Origin of the sequence: Mesorhizobium sp. M1295 (assembly GCF_040318135.1) — a bacterium.
In the GTDB taxonomy this organism is placed as follows: domain Bacteria; phylum Pseudomonadota; class Alphaproteobacteria; order Rhizobiales; family Rhizobiaceae; genus Mesorhizobium.
The window spans coordinates 149,780-165,782 of record NZ_JAMYLU010000004.1 but is presented as its reverse complement, the minus strand read 5'-3'; the positions used below and the strand labels follow the sequence as shown (position 1 = coordinate 165,782).

Sequence of the window (16,003 nt, the reverse complement as noted above, 5' to 3'; positions counted from 1 at the left end):
ATTGCGCAAGAAAAATGGCTGTGAAACAGTTCCGATGAAGCGGGAGAAACGGGAGGAGTGATGCCGCTGTCGGCCGAACGCCTGAATTCCGTGCTTGCCAGCCTCGTGGCCGGCATGACCGGCTTGCGTCATGACGGGCGGTTCCATGAGCCGAATCTCGACGGCACGCCGGGCGACTATGTCAGCTTCGACAGCTGGGAATGGCCGCAGGGCGTCGGGCTCTACGGGCTGGTTCGGCTGTGGGCGCAGACCGGCGACGATCGGCTGCTGCAGACGATCGAGGCCTGGTACGACCGACGCATCGCTGCCGGTCTCCCTGCGATGAACGTCAACACCACGGCGCCTCTGCTGGCGCTAAGCGAATTGTGGCGGCGCCGGCGCCAGCCGCGCTTCGAGCCGGTCCTGCGCGAATGGGCCGAGCAGGTAGTCACCGCCTTGCCACGGACGCCCGAAGGCGGTTTCCAGCATGATGTTTCGGACCGGGTCAACGACGACGAATTGTGGGACGACACGCTGTTCATGGTGGCGCTGTTCCTCGCATCCTACGGCCAGGCTGCCGGTCAGCGTCGCTTCGTCGAGGAAGCAGAAAGGCAATTCCTGGTCCACGCCCGTTATCTCGCCGACCCGGCATCAGGGCTGTGGTTTCACGGCTGGACGTTCGCGGGACGGCACAATTTCGCCCGTGCGCGTTGGGCGAGAGGCAATGCCTGGATTACCGTCGGTATCCTCGAACTGGTGGAGTTCGCCGAAATTGCACCCTCGGTCCGGGCCTATCTGCTCGGCGTGCTGGAGACGCAGATCAACGCCCTGCTCGAGGTGCAGGCAGGTTCGGGCGCATGGCACACTCTGCTCGACGACCCGACGTCTTACGAGGAGATTTCCGCCACGGCCGGCTTCGGCTACGGGTTGATGAAGGCCGCGCGGCTCGGAATCGGCTCGACAGAGTGCCGTGCCGCCGGCCTCCGCGCCTTGGAAGCCGTGGTGGCCAACATCGATGACAAAGGTGTGGTGGCGAACGTGTCTTATGGCACACGCATGGGCGCCGACCTGCAGTTCTATCGCGATATACCCATCCATCCGACGGGCTACGGACAGGCGCTGGCCATTCTGTGCTTGACCGAAGGGACCCGGCATCTGCAGTCGAAGGTGGAGGCGGCATGATGCGGACGCTCTATGGCGTGTCGCCGGGCGATATTGCCGGCATGGACACGGACCGGCTGAGGGCCGAGTTCCTGGTCGACGGCTTGTTCCGGCCCGGCGCGATCGAATTCGTCTACACCCATGTCGACCGCATGATCGTCGGTGGCGCGGTGCCGCTGGCCAACCCGCTGACATTCGGCAACGGGGCCGAAGTCGGCACGCCGCTCTTCTTTGACGCGCGCGAGATGGGCATCGCCAATCTCGGCGGCAATGGCGCCGTCGCGGTGGACGGCAGGCGCTTTCCCGTGGCTAACCGCGACATCGTCTATATCGGACGCGGAGCGCGCGAGGTGACGCTGGAGAGCGACGATCCGGAGAGGCCGGCACGCTTCTATATGAACTCGGTGCCGGCCGGCGCCGCTATTGCGCACCGTCTCATCGTCAACAGCGAAGCCAAGCCGCTTGTGCTCGGCGAGGAGGCTCGCGCGAACAGGCGCACGCTGCGCATGTACATCCATCCCGAAGTGGCCCCGTCCTGCCTCTTGCTGATGGGGATCACCGACCTCGCGCCGGGCAGTGTGTGGAATACCATGCCGCCGCATCTGCATGAGCGGCGCATGGAAGCTTATTGCTACTTCGACCTCGCCGAGGCCGACCGTGTGGTCCATCTGATGGGCCGGCCTGACAAGACGCGCCACCTGATGGTTGCGGACGGTGACGTTGTCCTGTCGCCCGCCTGGTCTATCCATATGGGTGCCGGCACCGGCCCCTATGCTTTCGTCTGGGGCATGACCGGCGAGAACCAGGCCTACACCGATGTCGATCCAGTACCCGTGAAGGATTTGCGATGAGCGAGGCCGCGCAAAGCGTTCGGACGGACTTTACGCTGCGCCGGCCGCTCGTGGCGGGGCAGCCAATCGTCTATTGGCGGCTCGGGTCTATCGCCGAGCAACGCTACGACGTGGCCGACCAGCCCATGCAAGGCGAGATGGATCCCTTCTTCTTCCTTACCAAGCACAAGAATTTCATTCCCCATGAATATCCGTGCCGCACGCAGTTCGCAGCGGAACGACGCGGCAAGCGACCACAGGTCAGCGCCGAATTCGGCGCTGAGCGCATCTGGTTGCCCTTCGCCTCGCCACGCATCGACCTGTCGGGCTTCTGGTTCCGGCCGACGGTGCTTGGGACCTGGGCCGAGACCACCATCGAGGCGGCCTCGAGTGGCGAGGTGATGGTACGGCTGCGTACATGCGGCGGCGCCATACTCTTTGCCAATGGCGAGGAAGCCGGCTGGATGGCGCCCTACGGCCGCAATCTGGAAAGTGCCGAGCACTTCAAGATCGTGCTGAGGGTCGGCCGCAACGACATTCGCATATGGTTCGACGATCTCGCCGAGCGCGACGCCCGCTACTATTTCCAGCTCGATTATCTATCCGGTCCGGCTGCTTCGGTCGCACTGCCGATCGAAGTCGAGAGCGGCGTTGCCGATGCGATGGAAGCAGCCCTCGACGACATGCATTTCGACCGTCCCGCCTATGACGGCGGCGAGGTGGCGCTCGTCACCGGCGTGGCCCTGCCGCGCGACGCGCAAGTCGAGATCGAGATCGAAGGCGATTTCATGTCGATCGAGACGCCGGTGCGCTTCGCCTTCGATCTGCCAACGGGCCAGACGCGGCTGCCGATCGCCGATACCGAGCAGCTGCCGGCCGACTTTCGCCATTTCAAGGTGTCGCTGAGGGTCGCAGACCATGCCGTATCGCGTGTCTTCGGCGTCGAGATATGCCACGCGCACCGTCAGGGCGATGCGCCGGAAACGCTTACCGCGCGTATAGATGAGGCTTTGCGCGAGGTCGCCGATCACGCCGAGGCCGATACGGTGCGCGCGCTGGCGCGCCTGGCGATCGGGCAGCAGGGCGCCGAGACCGACGCCATGATCTCCGGCACGCTGCCGGCGATCGAGGATTGTCACGATTGCGCCGACTTCATCCTGGTGCCGCTGCTGTGGTGCCGCAAGGCCTATGGCGATCGGCTGGAAGTGAGCCTGCGCGCGCGCATCGACAACGCCATCCTCGGCTATCGCTACTGGATGGACGAGCCCGGCAATGATGTGCAGTGGTACTTCTCCGAGAACCACGCGCTGCTCTTCCACACCGCCGCCTATATTGCTGGGAGCCTGTTGCCTGATGTGCGGTTCGTGCGGTCGGGCCGCCTTGGCCGCGAACAGTCCGCGGTGGGAGCCGCGCGGGTACGCGCCTGGCTCGATCATTTCGAGGCATGGGAGATGGCCGAGTTCAACTCGGCGCCCTATTTTCCGATCGACCTCAAGGGCCTGTGCGCGCTCTACGCGCTGGCCCCGGACAAGGACATCGCCGAACGTGCCGGCAACGCAGTCATACGCCTGCTTGAAATCGTCGCCCGCTCGGCGCATCGCGGCATCCTCACCGGGGCGCAGGGCCGCTCCTACGAGCACACGCTGCGCGCCGCGCGTTCCCTGGAATTGTCCGGCATCTGCCGCATGCTTTGGGGCAAGGGCAATTACGGCATGCGCTTTCACGCGCTGCCGCAGCTGGCATTGTGCCTGCGGGATCACGATTTGAGCGTTCCGGACGGGTTGGCAGCAATTGCTTCCCTCACCGACGATACGGCGTGGGAATGGACTTTCGCGCAGGGACAAGACCGCTTCGCGCGGCTCTACCACTACAAGACGCGCGGCCATGCGATGGGCAGCGCCGCTGGCTATCGCTGGAATCAATGGGGTTATCAGGAGACCGTCATTCACGCCCGGCTGGGCAAGAATCCGGATGCGCAGATCTGGATCAACCACCCCGGCGAAGTGCTGCAGTCGGGATATGGCAGACCATCATATTGGGGTGGCTCAGGCACGTTGCCCCGGCTTCACCAATACCGCGACCTCGCCATCGTCAGCTTCTCCTGCTCGGATGAACAGCCCGACTTCACGCACGCCTGGTTCCCCGCACGTGCCTTCGATGCCGTGCGAGTGGGTGGCGATCGGGCGTTCGCGCAATCCGGCGACGCCTTCGTCATGCTGAAGACGGATGTTCCGCTCACGCAGGTAGAGGCCGGCCCGACGGCCGGCAACGAGTTGCGGGCGGCGGGACGCAGGACGACATGGATCGTTCGCCTCGGTGACAGGGATGCCAATCTGCCGGCGCTCGACGCCTGGGCGGGCGCCTTTGCCGGCCTGTCGGTGCGGTCGGGTCCCGACGGCGAGTTGATCGTCGAGGATCCGGAGTACGGCACGGTGCATTTCCTCGCCGACGCAAGGATCGTGGCCGAGGGACGTACACTCGATCCGGCCAACTGGACCGTGCGCGGTGAGGCGATGCGCATGAAGCACAGAGAGTAGGGAGGAATCGGCTGCGACGCTCAAGAGGAGAGGGCGTAGCGGCTTGAACTATCGGGGCGCCGCCCCGCTAAAGGAGGAGACGAAAGCATGAATAAGTCCCGCACTTTGCTGGCCGCGCTATCGGTCAGTCTGCTCGCATCGACCAGCGCGTTTGCCGGCGACGTGCGCATCATGTGGTATTCGGACGGTGTCGAAGGCGATGTCATTCAGGACATTCTGAACCGCTTCATGAAGGACAATCCCGACATCCACGTCACGCTCGACAACGTCGCCTACAAGGTGATCCAGGAGCAGCTGCCCATCCAGCTCGAAGCCGGCCAGGGCCCGGACATCGCCCGCGTCACGAACATCAAGGAGCTTGCCCAGCACTGGCTCGATCTCAGGCCACTGGTGGCCGATCCGAAATATTGGGAGGACAATTTCGCTGACACGCTGGACTGGATGCGCCCCGACGGCTCCAACGCCATCCCGGGTTTCATGACCCAGCTCACGCTCACCGGCGGCTTCGCCAACAAGACGTTGTTCGAACAGGCCGGCGTGCCGCTGCCCGGCGACAAGGCGACCTGGGACGACTGGATCAACGCCGCCGCCGAGGTGGCGAAGAGCCAACAGCTTCCGGCTGCCTTCGCCATCGACCGTTCCGGCCACCGCATTTCGGGTCCGAATGTCTCCTTCGGAGCGAACTATATCGGCCCCAATGGCATGCCGGCCAAAGTGGACGACGGCACCAAGGCGTTCGTCGGCAAGCTCGTCGACTGGACCGCCAAGGGCCTGATGCTGAAGGATACCTGGGTGTCGGCGGCAGGCTCGACCTACCGCGCGGCCGCCGACGACTTCATCAACGCCCAGATCCCGTTCTACTATTCGGGCAGCTGGCAGGTCGCCAATCTGTCGACCAAGATCGGCGACAGTTTCGACTGGGTGGCAACCGGCTCGCCCTGCGGTACTACAGGCTGTTCGGGCGTGAAAGGCGGCGCGGCGCTGGTCGCCATCAAATACACGAAGAATCCCAAGGATGTCGCCAAGGTCATGGATTATCTGGCCCGTGAAGACGTGGTGGAAGAGTTCAGCGAGCGCACGCTGTTTTTGCCCGCGCACAAGGGCGTCGTAGACAAGGGCGGGCTGAAATGGGTCTCGGCCGACAAGAATGTCGGTCCGGCGCTCGACAAATTCGTCAAGGCGGCGGGTGAAACCCTGCCGGCGGCCGATGCGCTGCCGCCGTGGAAGTGGGCCAATGCTTACTTCGCCGCGCTGGTGACGCGCGTCAGCCAGGTGATGGCCGGCGAGCTCAGCCTCGACGATGCCTGGGGCAGGATCGACCAGGATATCGCCGACAAGGTTGCCGAGGCGAAGTGACCGCCGCCGCGACACTGAAGGCATGGATTGGCGCCGCCCTCGCGGCGCCGGTCGTGTGGCTGGCATCGATCGTCAACGTGCCGCTGAAGTTCTGGCAGCGCGCGACGGGCACCGGCGGCATGGCCGCGTTCTTCCTGGCCCCAAACATGGCGATCTTCGGCATTTTCGTCCTGGTGCCGATGATCATCAACTTCTTCTATTCGGCCACGTCAGGAACGGCCTACTTCCTGCAGGACCGAACCTATGTCGGGCTCGAGCAATACCAGCGCCTGCTCGATTGCGGCAACTACCTGGACACTGCCACTTGCCACGAGGATCTCTTCTGGAAGGCCGTGCACAATACCCGCCTGTTCGTCGTCGTGCAGGTGGCGCTGATGACGGTCGTGTCGATGGCGACAGCGCTGATCCTCAACCGTGAGATCGTCGGGCGCAGCTTCTGGCGCGCGGTGTTCTTCTTTCCGGTGCTGCTGTCGCCCGTCGTCACCGGTCTGATCTGGCGCTGGATCCTGCAACGCCAGGGCTTGCTGAACCTGATCGTCCATGATCTGGGCGGCGAGCCGCACAACTGGCTGACCGACCGCTTCTGGGCTTTCACCGCCGCCGTCAGCGTTTCGGTCTGGGCCCATATGGGCTTTTATACGCTTATCCTGCTTGCCGGATTGCAGGCGATCCCGCGCGACCTTTACGAAGCGGCCGAGATGGACGGCACGAAGCCGGCGCGGGTGTTCTGGCGCATCACGCTGCCGCTGCTGATGCCTAACCTGCTTGTCGTCATCGTGCTGACGCTGATCCGCGCCGTGCAGATCTTCGACGAAGTCTATGTGCTGACGGGTGGAGGGCCGGGAACCTCGACCCTCTATATCACGCAGTACATCTATGAGATCGGCTTCGCCTCCCTGCTGCGCAATCCGGGGCTGGCTTCGGCGGCTTCGATCTTGATGGGGTTGGTGCTGGTCGTGCTCACCTTAGTTCAGCTGCAGGTCGGACGCCGGGGTGAGCGGAAAGGAGCCCGCGAATGAGCAGCGTCATGACATTCCTGACCCGCCGGCGCGGCGGTCGCGGCTGGCACTGGACGGATATCGTGAGCTGGCTGTGGCTGCTCGGCGGCGTTGTCATCATGTTCGGTCCGGCCGTTTGGCTGGTGGGTTCGTCATTCAAGACACCGGCACAGCTCGCCGAGTTCCCGCCGACCATAATGCCTTATGTCAGCCAACAGGCGAGGGTCGAAGGCTACGATAAGCCGCTGGCCCTCTACAGGGTGAAGCTTCCGGATGGTTCGACCAAGGTGCTGGCCGAGGTGCGGCGCATCGGCATCATGGCGCAAATGGTGGACCCGCAGGCGCCGAACGATATCGTCAAGGTCAACATCGCCGACCGGCAGCCGGTGCGCGAAATCGGCTTCGCAACGGAGAACTACACCGAGCCCTTCGTCCATTTCGACTTCCTGCGCTATCTGCGCAATTCGGTCTTTGTGACGGCAATGGCGACGCTGATCACGCTGCTCACCAATTCGATGGCCGCCTTCGCCTTGTCGAAATACAAGTTCCGCGGCCGCGATCTGACGATGCTTGTGATCGTCGGTACGCTGATGGTGCCGCTGTCGGTCATCCTGGTGCCGCTCTATTCGGTGGTGGGCGCCGTCGGACTGCTCGATTCGCTGTGGGGCGTGATCTTGCCGACCGTGGCGACGCCGACCGGCGTCTTCCTGCTGCGCCAATATATGCTGACCATCCCGGACGAGCTGCTCGATGCGGCGCGCATGGACAACGCTTCCGAATGGCAGATCTACTGGCGCATCGTATTGCCGCTTGCAGCACCGGCGCTCGCCGTGCTGGCGATCTTCTCGGTCGTCTGGCGCTGGAACGACTTTCTGTGGCCGCTGGTGGTGCTGTCGCGCAAGGAACTCTACACACTCCAGGTCGGCCTCAACACCTATGCCGGCCAGCTAAACGTGCAGTGGCACTACATCCTGGCGATGACCGTGGTGACGATGATCCCCGTCGTCCTCGTCTTCGTCTTCCTGCAGCGTTACATCACTTCCGGCATTGCCGGCACCGGACTGAAGTGAGGATGTCATGGGACGGATAACGCTGACCAACATCGATCGCGCTTACGGCAAGATGAAGATCTTGCACGGCATCAACCTCGACGTCGGGGACGGCGAGATGCTAGTCCTCGTCGGCCCGTCGGGTTGCGGCAAGTCCACGCTGCTGCGGCTGATTGCCGGGCTCGATCGGCCGACCGACGGCAAGATCGAGATCGACGGGGTCGACGTCACCAACGTTTCGGCCGCGCAGCGCGGTCTGGCGATGGTGTTCCAGTCTTACGCGCTCTACCCGCACATGAGCGTGCGCCAGAACCTCGCCTTCGGGCTCGAAAACATCCGTATGCCGAAAGCCGAGATCGACGCGCGGATCACGGAAGCGACGCGCATGCTGGAAATTGCTTCCTATCTCAACCGCCGGCCCGGTCAATTGTCGGGCGGCCAGAAGCAGCGCGTGGCGATCGGCCGTGCGGTGGTGCGCAATCCGACCGCCTTTCTACTCGACGAACCGCTGTCCAACCTCGATGCCGAACTGCGCATCACCATGCGCGCTGAACTGGCGGGCCTGCACCGGCGGCTGGCAACCACGATGATCTACGTCACCCATGACCAGATCGAGGCGATGACGCTGGCGGACCGCATCGTGGTCATGCGCTCGGGGCGGATCGAACAGGTCGGCCGGCCGCTCGATCTCTACAACGCGCCGGCCAACCTGTTCGTCGCCGGCTTCATCGGCGCGCCGCGGATGAACCTGCTGCCGGTGAAGGTGCGTTCGGCAAGCGGCGCCGAGGTGTGTGTCGAAGGTCCGGGCGGGCTGTCGGCCTCGGTCGCCGCCGACGGGGTCGCGCTGAAACCGGGAGACGACGCGACGCTTGGCATCCGACCACACGACATCCAACTTTCGGATGGCAGCAAGGGATCGGTGGAAGCGCGAATAACGCTGGCCGAGGCGCTGGGACCGGAAACCGTTGTCCACGCCACCATTGCCGGCGACAGCAAACTTATCGCCGTTCTCAAGCAGCAGGGCGTTGAATCGCAAGGGCCGCCGATCAACCTCGCTCTGCCGCCGGAGCGCATGCATCTCTTCGATGCCGCCGGGCTGCGTGTCGCACCGCGTTAGCGGGCGGCAAGGTAGCGGGTTGCTTTCATGAACCGTCGTGACTGCTGCACAGCGAACGCGTGTTGCGCGCTTGTCAAAATACAAAATAGGTGAACGTTAAGACAACCAAACTCTTCAAGAGGGCGCTCTCTGCGATCATTGCTGCCACGGGATGTCCGGAATTTACTTCAAAGTGGATTTTCTCGTGGACGGTCTTCGGCAATACGGAGATCCGCGCCGCCACGTTCGCGCGCCTGAATCCGGCCGACTGACAATACGACCTGTGCTGAGGTTCAGTACGAACTACCGATCAGGGCAAATGGGATGTTCGTCCGCATGATAGCGGCGAGGCCGTGAAATCCGCGATCGTTCTTCAGTTCTGCCTTGTTGCAGAGCCGCAGCTCGACGGAGACGTTCTCGTGAGACTCTATTGCGCACCGTGGGTTTGCAGCCTTGCCGAACGGCTCGCTCTTCGGCAGGCGGAGATCTCCTTCGATAGTGAGCGCGTCGACTTGGGGTCGAGGCAATCATGAGCCAACCCCGCAAGATCGCGATCGCCCTCGTTGCCCTTATGGTGCTGCCAATGGCAGCTATTTGGAGCTGGCAGTGGTTTACAAGGGGCCGGTTCGAGGAAACGACCGATAACGCCTATCTCCGCGGAGACATTACCAGCATCGCTCCGAAGCTCGCCGGTTACGTCGTCGAAGTCGACATAGACGATAATGCCAGTGTGTCAAAGGGTGCTGTCCTGTTTCGCATCGACGACAGCGACTACAAGGCCAAGGCGGAGCAGGCGAAAGCCAACGTCGCCGCCCGGCAGGCGGAAATCGCCAACATCAAGGCGACCCGTGAACTGCAGGACGCATTGATCGCGCAGGCCGAGGCGCAGAAGCAATCTGCCGCAGCCGACCTGCAATTCGCCCGCGCCAACTTAAGCCGCTACGTCACGCTGCAGAAGAACGGAACCGCAAGCGATCAGAAGCTGCAGGATGCGCAGGCCGGCCATGACAAGGCAAGGGCATCGCTGGACGGCGCAGAGGCCAATCTGTTGGCTCAGAAGTTGAAGCTCGGCGTCCTGGATGCACAATTGTCCGGCGCGCAGGCAGCCCTGTCGCAGGCACAGGCAGCGCTCGACCTGGCAATGCTAGACCTGGCCAACACCGTCGTGAGGGCCCCGGTCGACGGCATCGTCGGCAATCGCCAGATCCGGGTCGGCCGCTATGTCACCCCAGGGACGGCAGCCCTGGACATCGTTCCGGTTAACGATGTCTGGATCGTCGCAAACTTCAAGGAAACGCAGCTGAAGCAGGTTGAGATCGGCCAACGGGTCCGCGTCATGGTTGATGAATATCCAGATCTGCAAATCGACGGCCTTGTCGACAGCTTCGCTCCTGGCAGCGGCGCAGCCTTCAGCCTGCTGCCGCCGGACAATGCCACCGGCAACTTCATCCGCGTCGTCCAACGCGTGCCGGTCAAGATCAGGATGACGCGCAATCCGTTGCCCGGCCGCCTGGTTCCGGGACTCTCGGCTCGTGTTGCCATCACCGTCGGCACCAGGGATGCTCCGGCAGTAGCGCGGGAAATGCAGACAGGCGGGACCGCGAACGGGCGCTCAGCGCAATGATGCACCTCGCCGAAACGGCGGCTGTGCAGCGCCATCCCGGTACCCTGCGCGCTTCCTTGATAGCAACCGGCGTCGTGCTGGCCGCCTTCATGGACGCGGTCGCATCCACCGCACTGTCCATCGGCCGGATCGACATGCTTGGCGACACCTACGCAACGTCGGACGAGCTGGCGATGGTCGACGTGGTTTTCATCGCGGCGAAGCTGACGGCGTTCCTTGTCGCTCCGCTTCTTGTAACGGCAGCCAGGCCGACCGTCTGCCTGCGCGCGGGGGTTGTCGCCCTTCTGCTGGCATCCGCGGCCTTGACGTTGTCGGTGGACCTCACCTGGATTTGCATCTGCCGCATTGTCCAGGGGCTGGCTGGCGGCACAATTCTCGTCGCCGGCCAGACGCTGCTGTTCTTTCGCTTCCCTCATCGGCATCAGCCGGTCGTTCAGGCGGTTTTTGCCGTAGGCGCCGTCATGGCTCCGACAACCGTCACGCCGGTCCTGCAGGGCTGGCTTGTCGACCATCTGACTTGGGAGTGGATATTCCTGAGCATCATTCCGCTCGGCATCGTCTCCCTTGTCCTGTTGGCGGCGGACGGCGATCGGACCTTTTGGCGGAAAACCAGGTTTCCTGCCGTCGGGATATCGTTGCTCGGCATCAGCGCCGCGCTTTTGACCTACGTCCTGCTGCAAGGCAGCAGGTTCAACTGGTTCGACGACACCGACATCACCTTCCTTGCCGCAACCGGTGTGACGGCTGCCGGCCTCCTGGCCGTCTGGGAGACCCGCCTTCGTTCAGAAGGCTCACTGCTGGCCATCTCGCCCCTTGGCAATCCGGACTTTCGCTTTGGCCTTCTCGTCAGCTTCGTCGCCGGCTCTGCTCTTTCGGGCAGCGCCTATCTCATTCCGACTTTTGCCCTCAACGTGCTCGATTTTACCGCCACGGGCGCAGGAGTGCTTCTGCTGCCTAGCGGAGCCATGCTCGCGCTTGGACTTCTGTTGTCCGGCTTCGTCATCCAAAACACCGGGATGCGCCCGATCACGCTTGCGCCGTTTGGCATTCTGCTCTTCGCAGGCGCCATGTGGCTGCTGTCCGCTTCGACGAGCGGTAGCGGATCACCGGACCTGACCCTTGCTCTGCTGCTGCGAGGATTCGGCCTCGGCCTTCTGTTCGTGGCACTGACGCTGATTACACTGCAGGGCCTTGCCCCTGATGCGCTGCCGTTCGGCATCGGGCTGTTCAACTTCGGCAAGCAGGCGGGCGGTCTGACCGGCACAGCCCTCTTGCAGACGTATATTGATCACCAGAATGTCCACAACCGGACGATACTGACGTCCCACCTCGTCAATGGCGATCCAGCCGTGGACCAGCGCTTGAGAGCCACTGCGAACGTTCTGGCGAATAGTATCGACAGCGCCGCGGCAACCAAGGCCGCGCTGCCGCTGCTGCAGCGCGCGCTTGAGAGGCAGGTCGCCACGATCTCGTTCGACGAAGCTTTCTTCGCGCTCGTCCTGCTGTTCGCGGTCGCTGTGCCCTGCCTGATTGTCGCCAAGCAATTGCTCGGCCGCCAAGCCGCTCCGCAGAACTAAAACCGCGTCCACGCCCTATACTTTGGAACAGATGTTTTGGTCGGGCGAGGCTTCCAGATTATCTCATGAGCCGTGTTAACCGGACGAGACAGGGATGACGAATGCAGAGGTTTTTCCGGTTTCACTCTGCAGTCGACGAAGAGGCAGCCGAGCGTCTTACCTGTCCGGCTCGTATTTCCCAGTGGTGGGTGTTGACGCGTCGATCCGCGTCGCTTCTTGCCCGAGGCGATCGTTAGGCGCGCCGTAGCGGCCGGGCCGCCGCAGCGGCGATATCTCCGCGCAATGCATGGATTTCCATGAGATGCAGCCGGGGCATCGCGGGACTAGATTTAGGCGGTGAGTTCGCCTGTCCAGATATTGAAAACAAGTGCTATATAAAGCGCTGACCGTCCCCAGGCTTTCTTTGTCCGACAGGAGAAGCCAATGACAGCAGCGTCCGACTCACTTGGCGAAATCGACCCCGAAGCAACGCTCGCGCTGCAAATCATCGAGAGTATGCCCGGCCACGCGTGGGCAGCCGATGCCGCCGGACGATTCACCTTTGTCAGCCCAAACACCGTGGCGTTCCTCGGCAACACGCATGAGGATCTCAACACCTCCGAAGACGACGATGAGTTCGGCTGGCGTCGAGCCGTCCATCCCGACGATTATGATCGTGTCGCCGCCAGATGGCGGCATTGCCTCGAAACCGGCGATCACTATGACACCGAGCATCGTCTGCGGCGCGCCGATGGCGTCTATCGCTGGTTTCGAAGCTCAGGACGACCTTTTCGCGATGGTCAGGGCCGCATCATTCAATGGTACGGCACGACAATAGACATTGAGGACCAGAAGCGGGCGGAGTCAGCATTGCGCGACCGCGAGCGGGAGCTCTCGCAGCTCGTGGACATGGTCCCGAGTCACATCTGGCGGCTCGATCCGGACGGCGAGCCGATTTTCTTCAACAAGCGCATGGTCGATTTTCTCGGCCTGGACGTAACGGATATGGACAGACCGGGCACGAGCCGGCTGGCGGCGATGATACAGGCCGGCGTCCATCCGGACGATGCAGCAGCATTTGGCGATACACTCCGTGGTTGCTTCGCTACCGGTGCGAGCTTCGCCATGCGCTATCGCCTGCGCCGTGCCGATGGCGTCTATCGCTGGATGTCGAGCCGGGCGGAGCCGATGCGCGATGACGCCGGCCGCATCGTCCAGTGGTACGGCCTCTGTCACGACATAGACGATCAGATGCACGCCGAAGCGGCGTTGCGGCGAAGCGAGCGACAATTGCAGCATATGATCGACGCCGTGCCGGTCCGCATCTGGAGCGTGATGCCGACCGGCGGGCCGGTCTACTTCAACAAGCGATACCAGGACCATTTCCGCTCCGTTATCGCGAACTTTGATGCGCTCGGCGAGCCGGGCATCGAAACGCTGCTGCACGAGGTTATTCATCCCGAAGATGCTCCCGAGGTGCAGCGCACGTTATCGAATTGTTTCGAAACTGGCGGCGGCTCCGCGATGCGGTTTCGCTGGCGCGAAAAAGACGGCACCTATCGCTGGGCTGAGTGCAGGGTGGAGCCGCGGCGCGATGACGACGGAACGGTCGTGCAATGGTACGGGGTTTCTCTCGACATCGACGATGAGGTGCGCGCGCAGGCGGCGTTGCGCAAAAGTGAGCGGCGCCTTCGGCAGCTCATCGACACCGTGCCCGCTTTGATCTGGAGTACGACACGGGAAGGAAGGCCATCCTACGTCAACAAGCGGTTCACCGATGTAACCGGGGCCACGCTCCATGACATCACCGCCCCGGACGGATCGCCGTCGCTGAGCGTGATCCATCCAGACGATATCGACACCGCACGGCAGGCGATCCGCCATTCATTCGCAACGGGCGTGCCTTACGTTCAGAGATATCGCCAACGGAGGGCCGACGGCGGCTATCGCTGGACCGAGACTCGCGCGGAGCCGTTGCGCGACGAAGATGGCAGCATCCTCCAGTGGTACGGCGTAAGCGTCGACATCCATGACCTGGTGACCACGCAAGCCGCATTGCACGACCGCGAACGAGAGCTCTCGCAGCTCGTCAATATGGTTCCGAGCTACCTCTGGCGGCTGTCTTCGAACGGCGAGCCGACCTTCTTCAACAGGCGCCTGATAGATTTTCTCGGCCTGGACATAGCGGACGCGGAAAAGCCGGACACGAGCCGGCTGGCGGCCTTCATTGCCACCGTCGTCCATCCCGACGATGCCGCCAGCCTGAGGGAAGCACTCAACAGCTGCTTCGCCACCGGCGAGCGCTTCTTCATGAAGTATCGCCTGCGGCGTGCCGACGGCGTTTATCGCTGGATGGAGGGCCGCGCGGAGCCGCTGCGGGACCAAGGTGGACGCATCGTCCAATGGTACGGCCTTACGCACGACATCGACGACCAGCTGCGCGTCGAAGAGGCGCTGCGCGAGAGAGAACGTGCGCTCTGGCAGCTCGTTGAAACGCTGCCGGCAATGATCGATTGCGCCGCTCCGGATGGCGAACCGATATATCGCAGCCAGCAGCTCCGCGAATTCCTCGGATACAATCTTGAGGAATTGGACGAAGCGGGAAAGTCCCGGCTGGCCGGCACACTCGACGCCGGTGTTCATCCCGACGACCTGACAGGTGTCAAAGAGAGATATGCCCATTGTTTGTCCACCGGCGAGCCGTATGCGCGACGGCACCGTCTGCGGCGCTTCGATGGTGAATATCGCTGGGTCGAGACGCGCGCCGCGCCGATGCGCAACGCTGAAGGTGCCATCGTGCAGTGGAACGTTATCTGCCTCGACATCGAAAATGAGGTGCGAACACAAGAGGAGCTTCGACTGGCACAAGAGAGACTTGCGCGTGCGAGCCAGGCGGCGAGCCTTGCCGAACTCTCCGCATCCATCGCTCATGAGGTGAACCAGCCGTTGGCCGCCATCGTCGCCAACTCCAACGCATGCCACCGTTGGCTGTCCGCCGTGCCCCCGAACGTCGAGCGCGCGAAAATCACGGCCGAGCGCATCATCCGCGATGCCAACTCGGCGGCGGATGTCGTCAGCCGCATCCGTGCCTTGTTCAGACCTTCGCTTGAAATGAGAACCAGCACGCCGATCCCCAGCGTTATTGCCGAAGCGCGTGACCTCATGGCCGAGGAAGCCATACGGCGTCGCGTTCGCATGGACATCGATGTCGAAAGCAATCTTCCGCTCGTCGCCTTCGATCGCGTCCAGATCCAGCAGGTCCTGGTCAACCTCATTCGCAACGGCATGGAGGCGATGGACTCCACCACGGACAGGGTTCTCGGGCTGCGTGTGCGCCGGATAGAGGACACGATCCAGACCGAGGTCAGCGACCGCGGCCCGGGTATCGAACGTCCTAACAAGATATTCGAGCCGTTCTTTACGACGAAAGGGAATGGGATGGGCATGGGGCTGGCGATCTCCCGTTCGATCGTCGAGTCTCACGGCGGACGCCTATGGGCGGAGAACAGTGTGCCGCATGGAGCGACATTCATCTTCACTCTCCCGGTTGAAGCGAAAGCTGTGCAATGATGCCGGACGACGACAATCGTCCTCATCTTGGACGATGCTGAACGTATCCGGCGGCGCTCAGCAAACGCTTGGTTTATTCTCCTTTCGGTAAAGGGCGTCGCTGCCCCCACGCAATGCATGGATTTCCATGAGGTGCGGTTGGGGCGTGGCGGGATTAGGGTGACGGTGTGAGTCCGTCAGCCCAGATCCAGCTACCAAGAGCAAGTGCTATACGAAGCGCCGACAATCTCCAGAGTTTGTTTGTCCG

The 16,003-nt window shown here is 62.9% G+C and carries 10 protein-coding genes; all 10 read left to right on the top strand.

What is annotated here, in order from left to right; genetic code table 11:
- The first annotated feature begins 60 nt into the window (after positions 1-60).
- The 10 genes from bglB to NKH29_RS08120 all read left to right on the top strand — a co-directional run bounded on the left by bglB (position 61) and on the right by NKH29_RS08120 (position 15,756).
- A complete protein-coding gene (bglB, locus tag NKH29_RS08165) occupies positions 61-1,161 on the top strand; it encodes a beta-galactosidase BglB (RefSeq protein ID WP_352494368.1) in 1,101 nt (366 codons plus the stop codon).
- Positions 1,158-1,991 carry a 5-dehydro-4-deoxy-D-glucuronate isomerase gene (gene kduI, locus NKH29_RS08160; RefSeq protein WP_051409560.1) on the top strand — a complete coding sequence of 278 codons (834 nt, stop codon included), beginning with the start codon at positions 1,158-1,160 and terminating at the stop codon, positions 1,989-1,991. Before bglB ends, kduI begins: the two co-directional genes overlap by 4 nt.
- Positions 1,988-4,507: a hypothetical protein gene (locus NKH29_RS08155; RefSeq protein WP_352788339.1), complete on the top strand. Its 2,520-nt coding sequence runs from the start codon at positions 1,988-1,990 to the stop codon at positions 4,505-4,507. The genes kduI and NKH29_RS08155 overlap by 4 nt, the downstream gene beginning before the upstream one ends.
- Positions 4,508-4,594: 87 nt before the next feature.
- Positions 4,595-5,863 (top strand): ABC transporter substrate-binding protein, encoded by a 1,269-nt coding sequence (locus tag NKH29_RS08150; RefSeq protein ID WP_352494366.1) that lies wholly within the window; start codon positions 4,595-4,597, stop codon positions 5,861-5,863.
- Complete coding sequence (locus NKH29_RS08145; protein ID WP_502906126.1) at positions 5,860-6,882, top strand: carbohydrate ABC transporter permease; 1,023 nt, start codon at positions 5,860-5,862, stop codon at positions 6,880-6,882. Before NKH29_RS08150 ends, NKH29_RS08145 begins: the two co-directional genes overlap by 4 nt.
- A complete protein-coding gene (locus NKH29_RS08140) occupies positions 6,879-7,931 on the top strand; it encodes a carbohydrate ABC transporter permease (RefSeq protein WP_023716976.1) in 1,053 nt (350 codons plus the stop codon). Before NKH29_RS08145 ends, NKH29_RS08140 begins: the two co-directional genes overlap by 4 nt.
- A 7-nt stretch (positions 7,932-7,938) precedes the next feature.
- Complete coding sequence (locus NKH29_RS08135; RefSeq protein WP_352999356.1) at positions 7,939-9,027, top strand: ABC transporter ATP-binding protein; 1,089 nt, start codon at positions 7,939-7,941, stop codon at positions 9,025-9,027.
- 508 nt (positions 9,028-9,535) lie between these two features.
- Positions 9,536-10,630 (top strand): HlyD family secretion protein, encoded by a 1,095-nt coding sequence (locus tag NKH29_RS08130; protein WP_352999355.1) that lies wholly within the window; start codon positions 9,536-9,538, stop codon positions 10,628-10,630.
- The gene (locus NKH29_RS08125) at positions 10,627-12,207 is read left to right on the top strand and encodes an MFS transporter (RefSeq protein ID WP_352999354.1); all 1,581 of its coding nucleotides are present in this window, start codon (positions 10,627-10,629) and stop codon (positions 12,205-12,207) included. The genes NKH29_RS08130 and NKH29_RS08125 overlap by 4 nt, the downstream gene beginning before the upstream one ends.
- 423 nt (positions 12,208-12,630) lie before the next feature.
- Positions 12,631-15,756 (top strand): PAS domain-containing protein, encoded by a 3,126-nt coding sequence (locus NKH29_RS08120; RefSeq protein WP_352999353.1) that lies wholly within the window; start codon positions 12,631-12,633, stop codon positions 15,754-15,756.
- The last annotated feature ends 247 nt before the right edge of the window (positions 15,757-16,003 follow it).